This window comes from Herbaspirillum sp. RV1423 (assembly GCF_000577615.1).
Lineage (GTDB): Bacteria > Pseudomonadota > Gammaproteobacteria > Burkholderiales > Burkholderiaceae_D > Herbaspirillum.
Genome location: NZ_CBXX010000004.1, coordinates 236641 through 259121, shown reverse-complemented (window position 1 = coordinate 259121; position 22481 = coordinate 236641). Strand labels below are relative to the sequence as shown.

Annotated in this window: 16 protein-coding genes; 6 read left to right on the top strand and 10 right to left on the bottom strand. The window is 61.0% G+C overall.

All coding sequences use genetic code 11. The annotated features are described in order from the left end of the window. Positions 1–4: 4 nt before the first annotated feature. The 8 genes from RV1423_RS05910 to RV1423_RS05875 form a co-directional block, all read right to left on the bottom strand. Complete coding sequence (locus RV1423_RS05910) at positions 5–1396, bottom strand: efflux RND transporter periplasmic adaptor subunit (protein ID WP_034294234.1); 1392 nt, start codon at positions 1394–1396, stop codon at positions 5–7. Next, entirely contained in the window at positions 1393–6645 is a 5253-nt protein-coding gene (locus tag RV1423_RS05905) for an Ig-like domain-containing protein (RefSeq protein WP_034294232.1), read from the bottom strand. Before RV1423_RS05905 ends, RV1423_RS05910 begins: the two co-directional genes overlap by 4 nt. An 84-nt stretch (positions 6646–6729) precedes the next feature. Then, positions 6730–7707, bottom strand: coding sequence for a tetratricopeptide repeat protein (locus RV1423_RS05900; protein ID WP_034294230.1), 978 nt, complete (start codon positions 7705–7707; stop codon positions 6730–6732). Positions 7708–7771: 64 nt separating this feature from the next. After that, positions 7772–8695: a phage tail protein gene (locus tag RV1423_RS28460; RefSeq protein ID WP_081768708.1), complete on the bottom strand. Its 924-nt coding sequence runs from the start codon at positions 8693–8695 to the stop codon at positions 7772–7774. Between the two features lie 30 nt (positions 8696–8725). Beyond that, on the bottom strand, positions 8726–9595 hold the full coding sequence (locus RV1423_RS05890; protein ID WP_231502067.1) for an efflux RND transporter periplasmic adaptor subunit: 870 nt from the start codon (positions 9593–9595) through the stop codon (positions 8726–8728). 10 nt (positions 9596–9605) lie between these two features. Continuing rightward, positions 9606–11147, bottom strand: coding sequence for a TolC family protein (locus RV1423_RS05885; RefSeq protein ID WP_231502066.1), 1542 nt, complete (start codon positions 11145–11147; stop codon positions 9606–9608). 476 nt (positions 11148–11623) lie between these two features. Then, positions 11624–12535 (bottom strand): alpha/beta fold hydrolase, encoded by a 912-nt coding sequence (locus RV1423_RS05880; protein WP_034294228.1) that lies wholly within the window; start codon positions 12533–12535, stop codon positions 11624–11626. 84 nt (positions 12536–12619) lie between these two features. Continuing rightward, entirely contained in the window at positions 12620–13237 is a 618-nt protein-coding gene (locus RV1423_RS05875) for a TetR/AcrR family transcriptional regulator (protein ID WP_034294226.1), read from the bottom strand. 121 nt (positions 13238–13358) lie between these two features. Between RV1423_RS05875 and RV1423_RS05870 the strand changes: the two genes are divergently transcribed. Continuing rightward, positions 13359–14294: a patatin-like phospholipase family protein gene (locus RV1423_RS05870; protein WP_034294224.1), complete on the top strand. Its 936-nt coding sequence runs from the start codon at positions 13359–13361 to the stop codon at positions 14292–14294. A 59-nt stretch (positions 14295–14353) separates the two neighbouring features. On the opposite strand, the gene RV1423_RS05865 is transcribed toward RV1423_RS05870, so the two are convergent. Further along, the gene (locus RV1423_RS05865) at positions 14354–14920 is read right to left on the bottom strand and encodes a C40 family peptidase (protein ID WP_034294221.1); all 567 of its coding nucleotides are present in this window, start codon (positions 14918–14920) and stop codon (positions 14354–14356) included. A gap of 220 nt (positions 14921–15140) precedes the next feature. Between RV1423_RS05865 and RV1423_RS05860 the strand changes: the two genes are divergently transcribed. From RV1423_RS05860 to greA, 4 genes are all read left to right on the top strand, one after another. Next, positions 15141–15548 carry a heme-binding protein gene (locus RV1423_RS05860; RefSeq protein WP_034294219.1) on the top strand — a complete coding sequence of 136 codons (408 nt, stop codon included), beginning with the start codon at positions 15141–15143 and terminating at the stop codon, positions 15546–15548. Positions 15549–15858: 310 nt separating this feature from the next. Then, positions 15859–17031, top strand: coding sequence for a glutamine-hydrolyzing carbamoyl-phosphate synthase small subunit (gene carA / locus RV1423_RS05855; RefSeq protein WP_034294217.1), 1173 nt, complete (start codon positions 15859–15861; stop codon positions 17029–17031). After that, entirely contained in the window at positions 17024–20257 is a 3234-nt protein-coding gene (carB, locus tag RV1423_RS05850) for a carbamoyl-phosphate synthase large subunit (protein WP_034294216.1), read from the top strand. The genes carA and carB overlap by 8 nt, the downstream gene beginning before the upstream one ends. Before the next feature lie 214 nt (positions 20258–20471). Beyond that, the gene (gene greA / locus RV1423_RS05845; RefSeq protein WP_034294214.1) at positions 20472–20948 is read left to right on the top strand and encodes a transcription elongation factor GreA; all 477 of its coding nucleotides are present in this window, start codon (positions 20472–20474) and stop codon (positions 20946–20948) included. A 120-nt stretch (positions 20949–21068) separates the two neighbouring features. Here greA and RV1423_RS05840 read toward each other — a convergent pair whose 3' ends face one another. Continuing rightward, positions 21069–21542, bottom strand: a complete 474-nt coding sequence (locus RV1423_RS05840; protein ID WP_034294212.1) for a YhbY family RNA-binding protein — start codon at positions 21540–21542, stop codon at positions 21069–21071. An 87-nt stretch (positions 21543–21629) separates the two neighbouring features. Here RV1423_RS05840 and RV1423_RS05835 point away from each other — a divergent pair, with 87 nt between their 5' ends. Beyond that, positions 21630–22274, top strand: coding sequence for an RlmE family RNA methyltransferase (locus RV1423_RS05835; protein WP_034294210.1), 645 nt, complete (start codon positions 21630–21632; stop codon positions 22272–22274). Positions 22275–22481 lie beyond the last annotated feature (207 nt).

Below are 22481 nucleotides of genomic sequence, written 5' to 3'. Positions count from 1 at the left end.
CGGTTCAATAGGCGATGACTTGGCGGATCAGCGCCAGCGGGCGTCTCAGCACCCAATACACCAGCGGCACCCAGGAGCCCTGTACCTTGACCGTGCCTTTGAGGCCGACGCGTTGCGTGCTTGCGCCATCCAGCCGGGCGCGCAGACGATAGGCATAATTGCCGTCCGGCCGGGGCAGGGCGTCGTGGCCAAGATAGCGCACCTGGCCGCCGAGCGCATCGAACGGCGTTGCCGCCAGATACAGGCTGACCGTGGCGGCGTCCGGCAGCGGGATGGCGTCGCCGACGGGGATCCACGCTTCGATTTCCATATCCTGAGGTGCGGCGATCTTCATGATCCGTTCGCCGGTCTGCACCGGCCGGCCGATCCATTCGGAGGGATCGTCGAACAGCACCATGCCGTCCTGCGGCGCGATGACATGGGCGCGCTGAAACTGGCTTTCCAGATAGTCGGCATCGGCCTGCTTTTCGCCTATCTTGCCCAGCGACATGGCCAGTTGTCCCTTCGATTTGTTGTCCGACACCGCCATTTGCGCTTGTTGCCGGTATTCCGTTTGGGCCGTAGACAGTGCGTAGCGGGCGACGTCCAGGCGACTGGTGAGCGGCGCTTCGTCGAAGCTGAACAACGGTTGCCCGGCCTTGACCACGGCATTGGGTTGCACATAGAACTGTGCAATGACGCCGTCGAGCGGCGCGCGGATGACTGCCGGCTGCGCCGGCACCAACTCGCCCGGCGCCAGCACCGTGAGCCGGACGGGGCACAGCAGCAACGCAATGACCGCCACCGCGATCTGCAACGGGCGCCGCCGCCACCAGGGACGGGGGCTTGCGCCGTGCCACCATGCAGCGGCTTTTTCGCGCCATAGCGCAAGCGACCAGGGGCGCGGGCGAAACTGCGCCAGCCAGGCGTGGCGCCAGATGTGCAGCCACTCTTCCAGCAATGGATAAAATGCGGTATCGGTCAGTCCGGCATCGCCGGCCAGCAGCAGGCCGCCGGCGACACTGCCCGGATGCCTGGCGCTGGTGGGCAAGCTGATCCACAGCACCTGGCGCGGCAACCATTCATCCCATTGCGCCGCCAGCTCGGCAGGCAAGGCGTCATATTCCACGATGCTGGCCTTGGGCGCGTCGTCGGCCGGCGGCAACGCCTGGCAAAGCCGGTTGAGCCATTGCACATAAGGCGCATTCGCTTCCACCTGAACAACGCCGGAGAGGCAGCGTATGCCGCCTTCGGCAAACCACAGGGCGCTTTGCCGGTACGGCAGCAGGCGGTGCGTGTCGTTCACCAGCAGAAATGCCAACTCGTCCGCGTTGGCGGCGCTCCGGGCGCGATGGCCCAGATCGATCAGGGTCAGCAGCGGCGAAGGCGGATGGTCAGGCCGGTCCGCGTTGCTCATGCATGTCCCGTCAGCACCGCCTTGACGCTACGTGCGAGCGCCGCCAGGCGATCTGCGCCGCCGTTGCGGGAAGCATGCAGTTGCTCGCTCAGGCTGCTGCGGCCTGCAACGATCTGCGGCTTTTCCGACCCCGGCCATTCGCCCGGGAGCAAGCGTTGCTGAGCGCTTTGCGCCCGCACTTCGCCTACGCGAATCTTCAGAATCTGCACCGCTTCATGTCCCTGGCTGTCGCGCGCCACCACGCGGATGTTGATCTCGCCGCGCATGCCCGCAGGCACCTGACCGGTGAAGGTGCCGGTCCTGGCGGAGAAGGACAGCCAGTTAGGCAAGGGGCGGCCGTCGGCGGCGGTGGCCGACAACGTCACCACGGCATCCGGATTGGTGTGACCGAAAGCATCGGCCGGCACCTGAAAGGAAAGCCGCTCTCCAGCCCTGAAGGCGACATCGCCGATCGGTGCATTGACCTGCAGCGCGTCGCCGGCTCCCGTTGAGCCGAGCACCACCACCCGATAGCCGCCGGGGACGGATGGGGAGGTCAACTGGGTGCTTCGTTCGCCGGGGGTGTCTGATGAAAACAGGCGCGATGTCGCCAAGGGCGCGTCAGCCCCAGCCAATATCCGGGGAATACCCAACGGCGAGTCGACCGGCAAGAATGTCAGCGAGGGGGGATTCGGCGTATCGGCGGGCCCCAGACCGAGCGGAGCGGTCACCGGCGTCGGCGCGTCCGGAAAAGCCATGACGTTCACCGGCGGCGGGTTGGTCGGCAACAGGGTAGGAGTGGGAGTAGTTACGACCGGCGCGACGACCTCCAGCGTATAGGCTTTGCTGGCGACGGCGCCGTCGTTGCCGGCGACATCCTGCACCTTGAGCAGGAGCGTGTTGCTGCCGCCAAGCAAGGTGACGCCATCCCACGTGAGCGTCGTGCCCGCAACCTTGCCGGTGATATTGGTCCAGGTGGCGCCGTTGTCGAGCGAGCCGTACACGATGTCGGAGCCGGCCGGGGCGTTGCTGAGTGTGGCGCTGATGGTCTGCGCGGCGGTATTGGTAATGAAGTCGGTGTTGCTGGCGCCGGTGTCGGCCGACAGCGCCACATTGCTGATTGTCGTTGTGGGAGGCGTGGTATCAAGCGTGTAGGCATGGCTGTTGACGGTCCCGTCATTGCCGGCCGCGTCGGTGACGCGCAGCATCAGCGTACTGCTGCCGGTCAGCGTGATGCCGTTCCACGTCAGCGTGGTGCCTGAAACCTTGCTGGTGATATTGGTCCAGGTGGCGCCGTTGTCGAGCGAACCGTAGACGATGTCGGTACCAGCCGGAGCTGAGCTGAGGGTTGCCGTGACGGTCTGCGTGGCAGTCTTGGTAATGAAGTCGGTGCTGCTGGCGCCGGTGTCGGCCGACAGCGCCACATTGCTGAAGGAGATCGTCGGCGCGGTGGTATCGAGGACGTATGCTTGCGTCAGGACGGTGCCGCTATTGCCTGCCGTGTCGGTGACCCTGACCTTCAGCGTGTTGCTGCCCGCCAGGGTGACGCCGGCCAGCGTCCAGGTGTTGGCGCCGACGGCGGCGGTGGCGGCCGTCCAGGTGGCGCCGTTGTCGAGCGAGACATACACGGTTTCGCCGCTGGCAAGGTTGGCCGACAGGGTGCCGCTGACGGTTTGCGCCGCCGTGCTGGTGATGAAGTCGCTGGCGGACGTGCCGCTGTCGTTGGAAAAGGCGGCGCTGGCGATGCTGGTGGTGGGGGCGGTGGTGTCGATGACAATGTCTTTGTTGGCGCCGAGCGAACCGGCGGTGCCCGGCGTCGCCAGCGTCAACGAAGCGGCCTGATGGGCGCCGCCGGTTTCCACGATGGTGCTGCCGTTGAGCGTCAGCGCGCCGGATGAGCTGTAGTCGAGGTCGGCGCTGTTCTGACTGTTGGCGACCGTGTAGGTGAAGGTCAGCGTGTTGCTGCCCGAACCGCCTGTATACGTGGCGGTGCCGCCGCTGTCGAGGGCCAATGTCGGCGTGCCGCCGCTGGTGTCGACGGTGACCGCGCTGCTGAAACTGACTGCGATGGTGACGGTCTGGCCGCTGCTGTAGGCGCCGTCGGCGGTGCTCGAGGTGACGGTGGTGATGCTGGGCTGGGAGCCGTCGACGTTCACCCCCGCGGTGCTTCCGACGCTGTTGAGAGTCAGTACGGCGCTGTTGCCGGCGGTATCTCTCAGGTTGCCGCCGTTGGCCGAGAGCGCGCCGACGGTGACGCCGTTGCTGTCGTTGTCGCCGCTGGACACCACATAACGGAACGTTAGCGTACTGGTGCCTGATCCCGAGACATAGCTGGCGTAGCGGGTGGTCGCGCCGACCACCATCGCGATGCGCGGGGTGCCGCCGGTGGTGTCGACGATGACCGCCTCGTTGAAATTGACGGTGAAGTCGAGCGACTGGCCGCTGTAATAGGTGCCATTGGCCGGCACCGAGACCGAGATCGTGGAAGGCGCGACGTCGTCGGTCGAGATGCTCAATGCGCCGGAGGCGGCCGAGACGTTGCCGGCGCTGTCGGTGGCCGTGGCGGTGATGGTGTGGCTGCCGTTGGCCAGCGCGCCGGAGGTGAAGGTCCAGCCGCCGCCGCTTGCTATCGTGGTGCCGAGGAAGGTGGCGCCATCGAAGATGCTGACGGTGCTGCCGCTCTCGGCGCTGCCGGTGAAAGTCGGCGTGGTGTCGTTGGTAATGCCGTCGCTGTTCGATACGCCGCTATCGCTGGCGCTGCTGAGCACCGGCGTGCCGGGCGTGGCCGGGGCGCTGGTATCGAGCGTATAGGCATGGCTGTTGACGGTCCCGTCATTGCCGGCCGCGTCGGTGACGCGCAGCATCAAGGTGTTGCTGCCGGTCAGCGTGATGCCGTTCCACGTCAACGTGGTGCCAGAAACCTTGCTGGTGATATTGGTCCAGGAGGCGCCGTTGTCGAGCGAACCGTAGACGATGTCGCCGCCGGCCAGCGTCGTGCTGAGAGTTGCCGTGACGGTCTGCGCGGGGGTTTTGGTGATGAAGTCGGTGCTGCTGGCGCCGGTGTCGGCCGACAGCGCCACATTGCTGAAGGAGATCGACGGCGCGGTGGTGTCGAGGACATAGGCTTGCACCAGCGCGGCGCCATTATTGCCTGCCGCGTCGCTGACCCTGACCCTCAGCGTGTCGCTACCCGTCAGGGTGACGCCAGCCAGCGTCCAGGTGTTGGCGCCGACGGCAGCGGTGGCGGCAGTCCAGGTGGCGCCGTTGTTGAGCGAGACATACACGGTTTCACCGCTGGCAAGGTTGGCCGACAGGGTGCCGCTGACGGTTTGCGCCGCCGTGCTGGTGATGAAGTCGCTGGCGGATGTGCCGCTGTCGTTGGAAAAGGCGGCGCTGGCGACGCTGGTGGCGGGTGCGGTGGTGTCGAGCGTATAGGCATGGCTGGTGGCCGTGCCGTCGTTGCCGGCGGCATCCTGCACCTTGAGCAGGAGCGTGTTGCTGCTCGTCAGCGTGACGCCGTTCCAGGTCAGCGTGGTGCCGGAAACTTTGCTGGTGATATCGGTCCAGGTGGTGCCGTTGTCGAGCGAGCCATAGACGACATCGCTGCCCGCCGGTGCGGCGCTGAGCGTGGCGGTGATGGTCTGGGCAGGGTTGTTGGTGATGAAATCGGTGCTGCTGCTGCCGGTATCGTTCGACAACGCCGGGTTGCTGAAGGTGACGGACGGTGCTGTGGTATCGAGTGCATAAGTGTGCGTGTAGGCGGTGCTGCTGCCATTGCTGTTGGTCACGCGGGCTTCGAAAGTATTGCTGCCGGACAGCGTGGTGTTGACGGACCAGGCGTTGGAGCCGACCGTACTCGTGGCGGTAACCCAGTTGGCGCCGCCATCGAACGAGACCTGAACCGATTCGCCCGTGACCAGGTTGGCCGACAGGGTGCCGCTGATAGTCTGGCCGGCAACGTTGGTGATGAAGTCGGTGCCGCTAACGCCTGTATCGTGCTGCAGGGCGGCAGTTGCCACGGTCGTGGTCGGCGGTGCATTGGGATCGGTGATGTTGCTGAGGACGATGTTGTCGAAGCCCCATTCGAAGACGTGGGCGGGATCGGCGGTGGTGATCGAGACACTGCTCACGCCGGTGAAATAACTCGGATGCGTGGCCGAGGACAGATTGAGTACCCAGGAATTGCCGACGAAGTTGGCCGTGAAGGTTTCACTTCCCTTGCTCGTGGTGAGGGTAATGGTCTGGCCGTCGCCGCCAAGAATCGCCAGCGTGAATGAGGTCAGGTCAAAGGTTTTTCCGCCGGCAACGGTGAGGGTGAGTTGCGACTCGGTATAGAGACCGCCTTCTCCCGTTGCCATCACCACACCGGAAGCATTCGGCACGTCCGATCCAAAAGCAAAGGTCTCGGTGTCGACCAGCATATTGGCATCGGTCGAGGTGATGACCATCGTGTCCGAGCCAATTGTCTGTGTGATTGTTTTGCTGATTGTGCCTTGCGTTACGGTTTCAAAATCAAATGTTGTGCTGGTCAGGAGGCCTTGATAATCGCTTGCCGCCAGCGTGGTGGCGTCGATCGTGCCGGTGTGGTATTCCAGCGTCCAGTCACCGCCCAGGGAGGCGCTGCCGGTGGCGTCGCTGGAGGCGGCGACATCGGCGCCGGTCGCTTTGGACAGGTCATTGACGAAGGTCTGGCCATCCTGGTTTTCAGCAATATTGCAGCCGTACAGCAGCAAATCGCCGCCGGCTTTGAGGGAGTGCCCCAATTCGGCCAGCTCGGCCTGGACCTGGGTGTCCGACAGGCTGGCATCGGTGAGCGTGGTGGTGCCCAGATGCAGTTGACCATCGCTGCCATGCGACAGGATGCTGATCGAATCGTAGCCGCTTTGCGTCTCCGCCCATTTGGCGATTTGCGCCAGGCCGTCCTTGCTGCCGTCGATTTCGACAATGCCTACGCCTGCGCGAATGCTCGCTTCCAGTGTTTTATAGTTGGCCACCGAGGTGTCGACAATGACCACTTCTTTCTTCTGGTCGTTCTTGCCCGGATCTGCAGCGCGCACTTCGACCGCGGCGGGTACTTCGGCAATCTTGGCTAGCGCGGCAGTGTCGGCGGCGGCATGGGCGTGGGCGGCGTCCACCGCGGCGGCGCCGTCGAACATGAAGCGTTGTTCCAACGCCAGTCGATGCGGGGTGCGTTGCAGGCGCGCCCGGATCGGTTTGGCCGCGTCGATGACGAGCGGATCGAGAGAGCGGTGGGAGGCTGTACTGTTCATGGCGAGAGTCCCGAAGTGACGTTGATGCCGGCGCTCATGGAGTCAGGAGCGTGTTGAAGTATTGTAGTCAAGTTTTTGAGCAGGTCAGTGCGCATATTGGGCCAAATGTGCGGCAACCTGTTGATCCAACTGCGCCCGCCAGGCGGCCGGCATGACGGTGCCGATCATGCCGTCGAGACGCTCAATGGCCGCGCGCCCGGCGGCATCGGTGACCGTGGCTTTGGCGGCGCTATTCCATAGATACGCCTTGGCCAGATGTTCGGCTGACAACATGCCGGTATCAGGTTCGACAGGGAGTTTTGCATACAGCAGGGCTGTGGGCAGGTAGGCCGGCACATAGCCGGCGCCGGCAGCCGTTTCCAACCAGAACACGCCGGCCTGCAGGTCGGCCGGGCCGCCTTCGCCCTGCGCCAGCATTACGCCGAGATGATATTGCGCCTCGGCGTTATTGAGGGCGGCGGCCTCCTGATACCAGGCGCGTGCACGCGGCAAGTCCTGCTGCACGAAGTTGCCTTGCTCATAATAGTCTGCCAGCCGGAGCATGGCCGGAGGCGAGGAAGCTTGCGCGACTGATGTGCAGAGGTCGATGCCGCGCTGCACATCCTGGGGCACTCCCTTGCCCTGGATGTAATAGTCGGCAGCGTTGCAGGCAGACAGCAGATGCCCGTGCTGCGCAGCCAGTTCATACCACTTCAGGGCGGAGGGAATGTCCGGTGGGCGGCCAATGCCTTGCGCCAGGCAGTCGGCCCAGTTGTTTTCGGCGGTCGGCACTTTGCGTTGTGCGGCTTTTTCGAACCAGCCGCAAGCTACTGCCGGATCGCGTGGGCGGCCCCAGCCTTCCTGATAAAACATGCCCACCACGAACTGCGCCAGACCGCTGCGTTCGTTCTGACGCAGGTACAAGGCATAAGCCTTCTTGTAGTCTTTTGCGGCGAGCGCCGCCTGCGCGAGATCCAGGGCTTTATCGAGCGCCTTGTCCCGTGCGGCATGCACCGTTCCGCTGCCGAGCAACAACGCGGCAATCACGAGTATTTGAAGGCAACCGTGGCGAGGAGTGTTCATGCGCAAGCGGGCAATGACAATCAGGAATGCGGCGGCTGCGCCGGGTGCGGCGCAGCCGCGGCGGTTAGTTGGAGACCGGATACAGGCCGGAAACGGCAATGAAATACCGCAGTGCGATATAGGACGGCATGATATTGACCGGTCCGTTGGCGCCGGCTGCGGCGGTTGCTCCGCTGATCGATGCATTGAATGGCGTCAGGCTGGCTGACGGCGTGCCAACCATGCTCGTGGTGGCGGTGCCGGCCAGTGTGGTGGTCGGGTTGCCGACGAAGCTGACGGGAGCGGTACCGCGAATGCTGCCGGTGGAACCAGCTTTCATTGCTACGTAGGGACTGGCATCGGAATATATCTTGGCGGCCGCGCCGGAGGTGAGGGTGAGCGAGGCGTTCAAGGGCTCGTTGGTGGTGGTCCCGCCGTGAGACGCATACAGTTGCAGTGCGCTGCCGTCCGTCGAGGCTTGTACGTTCGTCAGCGTCGTTGTCGCGGTGACCGCCGCCAGACTGGTGACGAAGTTGACATTCTGAAAGTTGAGCGACACGCCGCCGCCGGCGACTTGGATCGGCGAGGAGGCGGAGTTCAGCAGATGGAAGTGGGCCGGCAACTGCGCGGCCGTCAACTGGATAGCCGGGCTATTGTCTTGCGCTGCACCGACTGGGTAGTTGAGGCCAGTGGCAGCCTGATAACCGGCGCCAACCACCACGCGTCCTTGCAGATTGGGCAGATTGAATGCGCTGGTAGTGCCGCCGTAAGTGGTGCCGATGAGGGCGTACAGGGCCTGATAGGAATTGGTGTTGAGTGCCTGGCCGTTGGCCAGCACGTAGCTGTCGAAACCAGCCGTGTACTGACTGCCCGCCACGGCCATGATGCAGACCGCCGAGATGAAAGGATCGGCCGGGCAGGCGTAGCTGCCGGTACTGCCCATCAATGCCGCGGTCAAGACGCCAAGTTGGGCAACCTGGTGACATGTTTTATTCGATCGGTTCCGCATGTGCCTTCTCCCTTGATAAGATTTTTCGATCTATTGGTGTTGCTCTTCCGGGCGGAACATCACGGCACCGCTCATGCCGGCCATCAATTCATTGAATTTCCCGTCGATAACGCCGACAACTTTGACCGATTGACTCACCGGATCCACCCGGGCGCCCAGGCGCTGGACTTTGGCCGGATAGGCTTTGCCGGTTTCATCGATGCGCACCTGGAAAGTGCTGCCGGGCTTGACCCAGGCGAGCCACCGGGACGGCACGATGAACTCCAGTTCGAGGGAGCTGTCATCGAGGATTTCAAGCAGCGCCTGACCAGGTTGGGCGAATTGCTGCTCGCGTATCTTTTGCTCCGCAATCCGGCCGCTGAAAGGTGCGGCGATTGCGCATTTGGCCACAATGGCGGCTTGCGCCGCCACGTCCGCGCGGCTCTTGGCGACCTCGGCCTCCGAATTGTCGAGCTCAACTTTGCCGACGGAGTTGAGTTCGGCCAGGCGCTTGTTGGCTTGCCACCCCTTGTCGGCGGCGTTAAGGATTGCCCTGGCTTTGTTGAGTTGGGCGTTTTGCACTGCGCAGTCGAATTGCACCAGGGGTTGGCCGCGCTGGAAGCGTCCGCCTTCAGGAACCGGCAGCCGCGCGACGACCGCGCCGATTTCGGCGGCGATCGTGGTGTAGCGCACGGGAGCAAGCTGGGCGCGGATTTCACGTTTGTCGAGCATGCCCGGCGCGGCCTGAGCATTTTGCGTCGTCGTTGCCGATACAGCCGGTTTGGCCGGTGCAGCCGCGGCAGGTCTGAGCGGTTCGGTGGCCAAGGCAGTGCCTGATATTGCGGTCGCCATTCCGGCTGCTGCCAGCACAGCCATCGCTTGCAGCGTTTGCCATTTCCTGCCTGGCTTGATTGTTCGCATGGTTGCCGGCTTAATTTTTCGTCTCTGGCAGTTGACCGCTATCCCAGGCTTGCAGCGACTTGTGCACCGCTGCCGCCAGTTCCTGCACCGACTCGCCGGCGGTGTCGGCGATGACGGGTTCCATGCCTAGCGTGGCTTGCAGTCGCGATGAAGCGGTCTGCACAGTAGCCATTGCCTGGTAACGCCGCAATTGCGCCAGGATCTGCGAGGTTTGCTGGGAGACCCGATCAAGCTGGGTTTGTTTTTCGGCGAGGGTCTGGTTGGTGACGTGGTCGGCGATGCGGTTCTCGACATTGGCGATCGCATCGGCACGGTCAAACTGGTGCAGCGCATTGGCGTATTGCAGGCGCGCGATGTGAAGTTGCGTGAGCACGGCCATCTGCGTCACCATGCGTTTTTGTTCGGCGAGGCTCACACCGGCATCGGCCAGGCGTTTCTGGCTGGGGATGGCGAGCAGGTTGAACAGGTTGAAGGAAACCTGGACGCCGGCCTCTCTCCAGTGCTGGTTGATGAGATAGCTGTCGTCGCTGGTTTTGTAACCGTAGTTGAAGGACAGGCCGGGGAATAACCGCAGCATGGTCCGACGCGTTTCCTGCTGCGCGATGCGGGCGTTGTACATGCTTTCGCGCAGATCGGCATTGCGCATCAGCGCCTGTTCTTCAAGTTGTGCGATAGGCAGGTCAAGCCAGGTTTTCGCCGTTTCCACGGCAGGCGTGGAAACGGTGTAGTCGGTGCCGAGCGGCAGGCTGGTCAGCGAAGCCAGTTCGATGCGGGCGGCAGACAGTTCCTGCTCCACGGCTTCCAGCAGGCGCAGGTTTTCCAGCAATTGCCGCTGGAACCGCAGCGCGTCGAGCGGATTGCGCAGTCGTTCGTTTTCGGCGCGTTCCGCGTCTTTCAAGGCTTTTTCTGCGTCGGCGATGGCGCTTTGCACCTTGTCTTTCAGGGATTGCGCCGCGACCATGCGCCAATACGAAGTGCGCACGTCCTGAATCAATATGTGGAGCGCCTTGCGGCGGCGCTCCTGCGCGACCAGTACGCGGTCGGCATTCTGCTTGGCCGCGTAATAGCTTTGACCGAAGTCCAGCAGGCTCCAGGAGAAAGTCAGATCGGTCGTTGTCGCACTGCGGCCGGAGGAAATAAACGGGTTGGCCAGAGATTGCTGTCCGGTCACCGAATCCTGGCTGCGGGTGATGTAGTCATTGCTGCGATCGCGGTAGCCGGCCGAGGCCACCAGTTTCGGCAGCATGTCGTAGTTGCCAGCTTCCAGCGTGCCTGTAGCCAGCGCTTCTTCCATCATTTTCAGCCGGCGATCGGCGTTGTACTTGATGGCGCGGGCAATTGCCTCATCCAGCGTCAATGGACCGTTGAGCGGCTCGACGTCTTTGCTCAGCGCCTGCTTGTCGGCTTGCAGCGTGGCGGATATTTCCGCGTTGCTCAATGCTTGCGGCGCGATGGAGGCGCATCCGGTCACTGCCGATAATACCAAGGCGCTGAAAGCGAGTCGGCGGAAGGATGGAGTATGCGATGCGGAGTTGCTGTTATCGATGGACATGCGGAGCGATTCCTGATTGCAGTGCGGTGTTATTTTTGTTTGTCTTCCCACTCTTTTTTAGAGAAGAAAGACTCCCCCTTCGAAAGCCAGAACTTTGCGTTTTGGCTTGTGAGCGTCATCAACGGCGCGTCATCCTGCGTCGTTCATCAAGCTTGAATCTGTATTCAGATGGGCTTGCGAAGAGAGCGAATGATTGCCCTTGCCGTCGCGAAATCGTCTAAATGTGCGTGAATGTTAAGGGATTGATTGCCCTATTTCAAGACATATTTCTAGGAAATACATGTACTTTTTCGATGGAGTGTGTTTGCTCGTATTTTCATGCTCGAATAATGAATCGAACCGCCGACGGCCTTGGCGATAGTTGCTTAATGGCATTGAATTTCTTTGCTTGGCTCGCTAACAAATCAAAAAAACGGATTCAAAGATTCCGACGGTCATGTTCACGCAGTAAACATTCCGTCCGGCCGGCAAGTACCTCAGTTGCTCGCTTCGCCGAAAAAGCCCAGCAGGGCGTCGGCTGCGCTGTTCGGCATTTCTTCAGGAATGTAATGTCCGCAACTCTCAATGACGTCGCCCCGCACATCGGAGGCGATGGTGCGTAGCGTATTGAGCAGGGCGTCTTTGACGCCGTGTTCGGCGCCGATGGCAAGGACCGGCATTCCCAACCTCCTTTCGGCGCGGTTGCGGCTTTGCGCCAGACCTTCGGGGCTGAAGGCGGTGCGATAGTAGGACAAGGCTGCACGCACGGCGCCGGGTGCGGTGAATACTCGTTCGTACTCGTCCAGATCGGCCGGTCCGATGGTCCAGCGATTGATCGCTTTGGTATGGAATAGATAGTTGAGAAAGGCGCGTTCGTGGCCTTGCAGCAGGATTTCAGGCAAATCGTCGAGGCGGTTGAATGCGAAATGCCAGGTTTTGGCATTGAGCTCGGTCGACGCAATGCCGGCCGGCGGAGGCGGCGTGATGCCGGGCAGGGCGGCGTCGAACAAGGCCAGCCGCCGCACGTCTTCAGGCCAGTCGACGGCCAGGGCATGGCCGATCCAGGTGCCGACGTCATGGCCGGCGACGTCGACTTTGCCATGCCCGGCCAGGCCGAGCGTGCGGATGAATTCGTGCAGGTCGGCCGCCACGGTTTTCAGGTCGTAGCCGGAAGGCGGCTTGTCGGAGTCGCCGATGCCGCGCGGATCGATGGCGATGACGCGCCGGCCGCGCGCAATCAGGAGCGGCATGACCAGTCTCCAGGCGTACCAGCTTTGCGGCCAGCCGGGGATCAGCAGAACCGGTGCACCACCGCCGCCGCCTTCGACATAGTGCAGGCGTATGCCGTTGACGTGCGCGCTGCCGTGGTGGAAGCTGTTCCAGAAGGTGAGGGGATCGAATGTGGACATGGTCTTGGCTTCCTTTTCATCAAGTGTTTGGGTAGGGTGATTCAAGCAATTGGAAATGATTATTTCCTTAATTTCCAAAAAAAGTTAATCGAGTACTTTGAGGGCATTGTCGATCAGGCCGAACATTGCTTTCTTGCTGCGCCCGGTCTTGCCGATCACGCGCATGCCTTGCAGCACGCATAGCAGCAGGCGCGCCGTGGATGCGGCATCGACTTGCACCGAAATGCTGCCGTCTTCTTTTCCCTGGCGGATGAAGAGCGCCAAGCGCTGTTCGTGGGTGTCGAGCGTCTGTGCGACGCGGCGGGCAATGGCGGGATCGGCGACGGATAATTCCACCGCGCTGCTGACGATCAAACAACCGCGGCGTCCTTCGTCTTCGTGGCTCGATTCGGCATACAGCGCCAGCAGGGCCCTGATGCGTTCCCGTCCTGTGGCGGCGGGTTTGAGCGCTTGCTGCAGGCGCTCGGTGCGCAAGGCGATATAGCGTTCAAGGGCGGCGGCGAAAACACTCCTCTTGTCTTCAAAGGCTTTGTAAATGCTGCCGGCGGTGAGTTCCATGGCGACGCCCAGATCATTGATCGAGGCGCCGTAATAGCCCTTCTCGGTGAACACGACGATTGCCTTGTCCAGCGCAGCGTCGATGTCGAACTCGCGCGGCCGGCCACGGCTGCGGTTGCTTGTAGGGGGAGTGTTGGCAGTCATTGCCGTATTATAGGAAATGATTGTTTCCAAATCAAGGGAAAGAGGGCGACGGCAGGCAGGAAGGTGTTTCGGCTAAAATGGTTGCGCCCGTCCGGGCTGAGATTTTGTGTTCTCGAAGAATATGTCCGCTTTGCGTGGCGCCGTCAGCGCGCTCTTTCCGCTCTTCCTTCTCCTGCTGTCCGCCTGCAGCATCCTGCCGCAAAAAAACGTCGACACACCCGTCGCCGCGACGGTGACGCCGATTGCGGCGCCGGCCAGGCCGCAGCAAAAGCCGCGTATCGCACTGGTGCTTGGCGGAGGCGCGGCGCGCGGGTTCGCGCACGTCGGCGTGATCAAGGCGCTGGAGTCGCAGGGCATCTTCCCCGACATCGTGGTCGGCACCAGCGCGGGCAGCCTGGTGGGCGCTTTGTATGCCGCGGGCAACAACGGCTTTGCCTTGCAGAAGCTGGCGCTTGATATGGACGAAGCAACCATTTCCGACTGGTCGGTGCCGTTTTTCGCCAAGGTCAGCGGGGTGCTGAAGGGCGAGGGCGTGCAGAGTTACGTCAACCGCTCAGTCAATAACTTGCCGATCGAAAAATTCAAACTGCCGTTCGGCGCCGTCGCGACCGACCTCAAGACGGGCCAGCCGATCCTGTTCCGGCGCGGCAACGCCGGCGTCGCGGTGCGCGCATCATCGGCCGTGCCGGGCGTGTTTCAGTCGGTCAAGATCGGCGATCACTATTATGTCGACGGCGGCCTGGTGGCGCCGGTGCCGGTGCATTTTGCACGCGAAATGGGGGCGGACTTCGTGATTGCCGTGAATATCTCGGCTCAGCCTGAAGCCCAGGCTTCGTCCAGTTCGGTCGACGTGATGCTGCAGACCTTCGCGATCATGGGGCAGAGCATCAACTACTACGAATTGAAGGATGCAGATATCGTTATCCAGCCTGGACTGGGGGCGATGAAGGGCAGCGATTTTGCGGGACGCAATCTGGCGATTCTGGCCGGAGAGCAGGCGACGATGAAGGCGATGCCGGAACTCAGGCAGAAATTGAAGGCAAAAAGCGGGAATTAACGACGCTGTTCGGCGGGCAATGATGGGAAATCCGGGGATCACAATCCCGGACTTGGTACTTAGTGCGGTTCTTCGCCTTCGGTGACGATCCGACGCGCGCCGTTGAAGCGTTTTTTCCAGTACGCCAGATCCATATCTTCGATGCGCACCTGGCCGCCCGCGGATGGCGAGTGGATGAATTTGCGGTCGCCGAGATAGATGCCGACATGCGAGAAACCGCGGCGTAGTGTGTTGTAAAACACCAGGTCGCCCGGACGCAGGTCGATCTTGTCGACTTTTTCACCGACGCGGCTGATTTCAGCCGAGGTGCGCGGCAGGTCGGTGCCCCATGCTTCCTTAAAGACGTAACGCACCAGGCCGCTGCAATCCAGGCCGGTTTCCGGCGAGGTGCCGCCATAGCGGTAGTTGATGCCGAGCATGCTCAACGCTTGGACGGCCAGTTCGGAAGCGCGGTTGGTGATGTCATGCAGTTTGGCGAGAGCGATGTTTGCTTTGCCGGGAGGAAGAGGATCTTGCTGGGGGGGATTGTCGATGCTCCACGCGGTGCTGCAGAACCAGAGGCCGGCAGCCAGCACGCACGCTTTTGCGAGATGTTGTCGGTATCGTGCGGCGTTGCGTGTTGTCATCAGGACATTTCCCTATCGGTATGACTGCTGGAATGTAAACAATTTCATCGCCGATGTCAAAAGCTTATTTTTGAAAAATTGCAATAAGGTCAATGTCTTATATATGCTGACGTAGCCGTGCAATGAAAGCGGATGCCGCGAGTTCAGCATATTTTGTGCCAGCGGCGCAATCTCGACTTACAATCAGCATTCTTTTTTACTTGAGCCATTTGGGAGCATCATGCAAACGAAACCATACCTGACACTCGAAGACCTGAAGAAAATCGCCGCCGGCGCCGAAGCGGAAGCCAAGGCCAATAACTGGGCGGTCGTCATTGCCATCGTCGACGATGGTGGTCACTTGCTGTGGTTGCAACGCCTGGACGGCGCTGCGCCTGCTTCCTCGCACATCGCTCCGGCCAAGGCCAAGACTGCCGCCCTGGGCCGTCGCGAAACCAAGATTTACGAAGACATGATCAATAACGGCCGCTTCTCCTTTCTGTGTGCTCCGGAACTGGATGGCTTGCTGGAAGGCGGCGTGCCTATCGTTGTCGAAGGGCAATGTGTCGGCGCCGTCGGCGTGTCCGGCGTGAAGTCGTCGGAGGATGTGCAGATCGCCAAGGCGGGTATCGCCGCACTGGGTCTGTGAGACCTGGATCGGTATGTAAATAATCTGCTAATTAGTTGATTTTTAGCCGGTTTTTGATAACCGGGAAGGTCTGGAAATGCGCCGTCCGGCAATCTTTGGATTTGCTGGGGGGCGCATTTTGCGCTATAATCGAGCGGTTTAGCTAATTTAAATTCCGCCGTAGCGCATACCGAATCCTCCACCTCGCCCCAGCAGACCCACAACCTTCCCCCACGTAGTTAAAACGGGGTGTTTGCGCCGGTCGTCGGTTGGTTGGGTGCGTCCCTAGATCTGGTCAGGCCAGCGGCGGTAACAATCTCAGGAGTTACCCTTGCTGCCTCTTCTTTCTGGCCCTACCGTTCCGGCCATCCTCGCGCTAGCAGACGGGTCCGTTTTTCTTGGTGTTTCCATCGGCGCCGCCGGCAAGGTCAACACGACCGCCGGTGAAGTCGTTTTCAACACCGCCATGACCGGCTATCAGGAAATTCTGACCGACCCCAGCTACAGCCGCCAGATCGTCACACTGACTTACCCGCATATCGGCAACACCGGCGTCAATCCCGAAGACGTCGAAGCATCGCAGATTCACGCTGCCGGCCTGATCATCAAGGATCTGCCGCGCCTGACTTCCAATTTTCGCACCAAGCAAAACCTGAGCGATTATCTGCAAGCCAACAATATTGTGGCGATTGCCGGCATCGACACGCGCAAGCTGACCCGCATCCTGCGCGAAAAGGGGGCGCAGAATGGCGCCATCGTGGCCGGCGAATCGGACATTGACGCGGCCACCGCCAAGGCGCTGGAATTGGCGCGCGCTTTCCCCGGCCTTGCGGGCATGGACCTGGCCAAGGTCGTGTCGACCAAACAAGCGTATAACTGGACCGAGACCGAGTGGAAGCTCGGCCGTGGCTACGGCCAGCAAATCACGCCGAAATTTCACGTGGTCGCCTTCGACTATGGCGTCAAGTACAACATCCTGCGCATGCTCGCCGAGCGCGGCTGCAAGGTGACCGTGCTGCCGGCGCAGGCGACTGCCGCCGAAGCGCTGGCGCTCAATCCCGACGGCATCTTCCTGTCCAACGGCCCCGGCGATCCGGAACCGTGCGACTACGCGATTGCCGCGTCGAAGGAGCTGATCGAGCGCGGTATCCCGACCTTCGGCATTTGCCTCGGCCATCAGATCATGGCGTTGGCTTCCGGCGCCAAGACGCTGAAGATGAAGTTCGGTCACCACGGCGCGAACCATCCGGTGCAGGACCTGGAAACCAAACAAGTACTGATCACGTCGCAAAACCACGGTTTTGCCGTGGATGCCGCGACTTTGCCGGCCAACTGCCGCGTCACGCACGTGTCGCTGTTCGACGGCTCGCTGCAAGGTTTTGCCCGTACCGATAAGCCCGCGTTCTGCTTCCAGGGCCACCCCGAAGCATCGCCCGGGCCGCATGACATCGCCCCCCTGTTCGATAAATTTGTGGCGATGATGGAGAAAAAGAAACATGCCTAAGCGTAACGACATTAAAAGCATCCTGATCATCGGAGCCGGTCCGATCATCATCGGCCAGGCCTGCGAATTCGACTATTCCGGCGCGCAAGCCTGCAAGGCCCTGCGTGAAGAGGGCTACAAAGTCATCCTGGTCAACAGCAACCCTGCGACCATCATGACCGACCCGGAAATGGCCGACGTCACCTATATCGAGCCGATCACCTGGCAAGTGGTGGAGCGCATCATCGCCAAGGAAAAGCCGGACGCGATCCTCCCGACCATGGGCGGCCAGACGGCGCTGAACTGCGCACTGGACTTGCACCGCAACGGCGTGCTCGAAAAATACGGCTGCGAACTGATCGGCGCTTCTCCAGAGGCGATCGACAAGGCCGAAGATCGCTCCAAGTTCAAGGACGCGATGACCAAGATCGGTCTGGGTTCGGCACGCTCGGGTGTGTCGCACACCATGGAGGAATCGTGGGCAGTGCAGAAGGAACTGGGCTTCCCGGTCATCATCCGTCCATCGTTCACCATGGGCGGCACCGGCGGCGGCATCGCCTACAACGCCGAAGAATTTGAAACCATCTGCAAGCGCGGCCTGGAAGCATCGCCGACCTCGGAACTGCTGATCGAAGAATCGCTGATCGGCTGGAAAGAGTATGAGATGGAAGTCGTGCGCGACAAAGCCGACAATTGCATCATCGTCTGCTCGATCGAAAACCTCGATCCGATGGGCGTGCATACCGGCGACTCGATCACCGTGGCGCCGGCGCAAACGCTGACCGACAAGGAATACCAGATCATGCGCAACGCCTCGCTGGCGGTGCTGCGCGAGATCGGCGTCGACACCGGCGGCTCCAACGTGCAGTTCTCGGTCAATCCGGCGGATGGCCGCATGATCGTTATCGAAATGAATCCGCGTGTTTCGCGTTCGTCGGCGTTGGCTTCGAAAGCGACCGGTTTCCCGATCGCCAAGATCGCCGCCAAGCTGGCGGTCGGTTTCACGCTCGATGAACTGCGCAACGAAATCACCGGCGGCGCGACTCCGGCTTCGTTTGAACCGTCGATCGATTACGTCGTCACCAAGATTCCGCGTTTTGCGTTCGAAAAATTCCCGCAAGCGGACAACCATCTGACCACGCAAATGAAGTCGGTCGGTGAAGTGATGGCAATCGGCCGCACCTTCCAGGAATCGTTCCAGAAAGCCTTACGCGGCCTGGAAGTCGGCGTCGACGGCATGAACGAAAAGACCACCGATCACGAGACCATCAAGGAAGAACTGGGCGAGCCTGGTCCCGACCGCATCTGGTATGTCGGCGACGCGTTCGCGCAAGGTTTCTCGCTGGAAGAAGTGCACGGCCTGACCCACATCGATCCTTGGTTCCTGTCGCAGATTAAGGAAATCGTCGACATCGAACTGTGGCTGGAAAACGGCCAGACGCTCGACGGGCTGGACAAGGACACGCTGTTCAAGCTGAAGCAAAAGGGTTTCGCCGACCGTCGCCTGGCCAAGCTGCTGAAGGTCACCGACACCGCAGTACGCGAGAAGCGCCATGCGCTCAACATCCGTCCGGTCTACAAGCGCGTCGATACCTGCGCGGGCGAGTTCTCGACAAACACCGCCTACATGTACTCGACTTATGAGGAAGAGTGCGAATCGAAGCCGACCGACAAGAAAAAAATCATGGTGCTGGGCGGCGGTCCGAATCGTATCGGCCAGGGCATCGAGTTCGACTATTGCTGCGTGCACGCTGCGCTGGCAATGCGCGACGACGGCTACGAAACCATCATGGTCAACTGCAATCCGGAAACCGTTTCCACCGACTACGATACCTCCGACCGGCTGTACTTTGAGCCGCTGACGCTGGAAGACGTGCTGGAAATCGTTGCGCTGGAAAAGCCCTACGGCGTGATCGTCCAGTACGGCGGCCAGACGCCGCTGAAGTTGGCGCTGGACCTGGAAGCCAATGGCGTGCCTATCGTCGGCACTTCGCCGGACATGATTGACGCCGCCGAAGACCGTGAGCGTTTCCAGAAGCTGCTGCAGGATCTCGGTTTGCGTCAACCACCCAACCGCACTGCCCGCACCGAAGCCGACGCGTTGCGTCTGGCGCAGGAAATCGGCTATCCGCTGGTGGTGCGTCCTTCGTACGTGCTGGGCGGCCGCGCTATGGAAATCGTCCACGAGCAACGCGACCTCGAGCGCTATATGCGCGAAGCGGTCAAGGTCTCGCACGATTCGCCGGTGCTGCTGGATCGCTTCCTGAACGATGCGATCGAAGTCGACGTCGACTGCCTGTCCGACGGCGAGCGCACCTTCATCGGCGGCGTGATGGAACACATCGAACAAGCCGGCGTTCACTCGGGCGACTCGGCCTGCTCGCTGCCGCCGTATTCGCTGGCGAAGGAAACCATCGAAGAACTGAAACGCCAGACCGCGTTGATGGCCAAGGGCCTGAACGTGGTCGGCTTGATGAACGTGCAGTTTGCGATCCAACAGAGCGAAGTCGACGGCAAGCTGCAAGACGTCGTATTCGTGCTGGAAGTGAATCCGCGCGCATCGCGCACCGTGCCGTTCGTCTCCAAGGCGACCGGCCTGCAACTGGCGAAGATCGCCGCGCGCTGCATGGTCGGCCAGTCGCTGGAAAGCCAGGGCATCAGGAACGAAGTGATTCCGCCTTACTTCAGCGTCAAGGAAGCCGTGTTCCCGTTCGTGAAATTCCCGGGCGTCGACACCATCCTCGGACCAGAGATGAAGTCCACTGGCGAAGTCATGGGAGTGGGCAAGACCTTCGGCGAAGCCTTCGTCAAGTCTCAATTGGGCGCGGGCGTCAAGCTGCCGACTTCGGGCAAGGTGTTCCTGAGCGTCAAGGGCAGCGACAAGCCGCGCGCAGTGCAGGTGGCGAAAGATCTGGTCGGCCTCGGCTTCTCGATCGTCGCGACCAAGGGTACGGCTGCCGCCATCGCCGCCGCCGGCATTCCCGTCACGACCGTCAACAAGGTAGTGGAAGGCCGTCCGCACATCGTCGACATGATCAAGAACAACGAGATCACGCTCGTGGTCAACACGGTCGAAGAGAAGCGTACGGCGATTGCCGACTCCGGCGCCATCCGCACTTCGGCACTGGCCGCGCGCGTGACGACGTTCACGACGATCGCCGGCGCCGAGGCTGCCGTGGAAGGCATGCGCCACCTGGACGTGCTGGATGTGTATGATTTACAAGGGCTGCATAAAGCTATACACTAAACCCCACATACACGTTTCATTGCTGAGTTTCATTACTAGTGCAGAGGGCATCTGAGTATTCGATGCCCTCTGTGTCTTTTTTAACGGCAAACTCTGTATTTGCCTGTAAGGGCTGTTGCAACATCGCGCCGCCGCTGCGGAACCGCCGGCGCGATGTTGCAACGGCCTCCAGGGCAAGTCATACAAAAGTGCCTCATTTTTTGTTGAGAGTTTTATGAGTACAGTTCCCATCACCAAGCATGGTGCAGAGCTTCTGAAGGAAGAGTTGCAGCGTTTGAAATCTAAAGAACGTCCGGCCGTCATCAATGCGATCGCTGAAGCGCGCGCGCAGGGCGATTTGTCGGAAAACGCCGAATACGATGCCGCAAAGGAACGCCAGGCTTTCATCGAAGGCCGCATCGCGGATCTGGAAGGCAAGCTGGGCTCGGCGCTGGTCGTCGATCCCGCAACCTTGAGCGCGGACGGCCGCGTGGTCTTTGCATCGACCGTCGACCTGGAAAACCTGGATAGCGGCGAGAAGGTGACTTACCAGATCGTCGGCATCGACGAAGCCGACATCAAGGAATCCAAGGTATCGGTGACGTCGCCGATCGCCCGCGCATTGATCGGCAAGAGCGCCGGCGACGTGGTGGCCGTCGAGGCGCCATCAGGTTTGCGCGAGTATGAAATTCTGGAAGTGCGCTACGTCTGAGTGGCTGCATCATGGCCGGCTGCGGCGCTGTAGATGATGAGTGGATGAACAGCGTCTCGTGGAGGTCAAAAAAATGCCCGCTTCGGCGGGCATTTTTTCTTCTGCGAAGAAGTGCGCGGGTCAACGGCTCGACATCGATTTCTTGACGCTTTTCTGACGCGGTTTGGCGCGTTTGATCGAACCACCGGCAGTCACGCGTTCGTTGCCCTTGAGCATGACCTTGCTGACCGTCGGGCGCTTGGTGCCGCTGGGGCTTGGCTTGACGATGGTGACTTCGCGCATGCCCTTGCCGCGCGTTTCGCTGCGCTGGTCTTTGGCGGCGTCCTTCTTCGGGCGGAAGATCACCAGCAGTTTGCCTATGTGCTGCACCGGGGCCGCTTTCAGTTCTTCGCAGATGGTGTCGTAAATGGCCACGCGCGCTTCGCGGTCATCGCCGAATACGCGCACTTTGATGAGGCCGTGAGCGTTCAGGCCGGCGTCGATTTCCTTGGTGACGGCAGGCGTCAGACCGCCTTCGCCGATGATCACGACAGGACTCAGGCCATGCGCTTCGGCGCGCAGTTCGCTGCGCTCTGCGGGAGTAAGTTTCAACATAGATTGTTTCTGGCGGGGCTTGCAGCTTGAGCCTGTCAGCAGACCCGAACTCTGTCCCTTAATATTTAAAACCAGTATTCTACGCGAATGGCAAAGAACAAATTAAACAAAAACTGGCTGCACGATCACATTAACGATCCATATGTGAAGCTTGCGCAGAAGGAGGGCTATCGTGCGCGCGCCGCCTATAAGCTCAAGGAAATCGACGAAGAGGAAAAGCTGATCAAGCCCGGCCAGGTCATCGTCGACCTCGGTTCGACGCCGGGCAGTTGGTCGCAATACGCGCGCAACAAGCTGGCCGGCCTTGAGGGCGGAGGCATTCGCGGCACCATCATCGGCTTGGACATGTTGCCGATGGACCCGATTGCGGATGTGCATTTCATCCAGGGCGATTTTCGCGAAGAGGCTTCCTTGCGGCAACTGGAGGCGATTCTGGATGGCCGCAAGGTTGATCTGGTGTTGTCCGACATGGCGCCCAACCTGTCCGGGGTGGCCATTGCCGACGCGGCGCGGGTCGAGCATCTTATCGATCTGGCAATCGAATTTACGCAATTGCACATGAAACCGACCGGTTCCTTGCTGGTAAAGTGCTTCAACGGCACCGGCTACAACGAGCTGCTGCACAAGTTTCGCGCCGAGTTCAAGACCGTGACGTCGAAGAAGCCCAAAGCCAGCCGCGACAAATCCTCCGAAATTTTCCTTTTGGGCAAGATTCTCAAGAATCCGGTATAGGCGTCATGTCGTAAATCTTGGGCGAAAAACCGGTATTCCAGCCATTTTTCTCCTTGATTTCATCGTTTCCGGCCGCACATCTATCACTGGAAACCCCCATTTGTACGTTGAGAGGGAATTTTTGTACGTCGATTCCGACGTCGTTTTCCCGTTTCGCCGCATTCAAGTTTGCGCGCTGGTTTGCCGTAGTCCAGTGCAGGGCTGCCG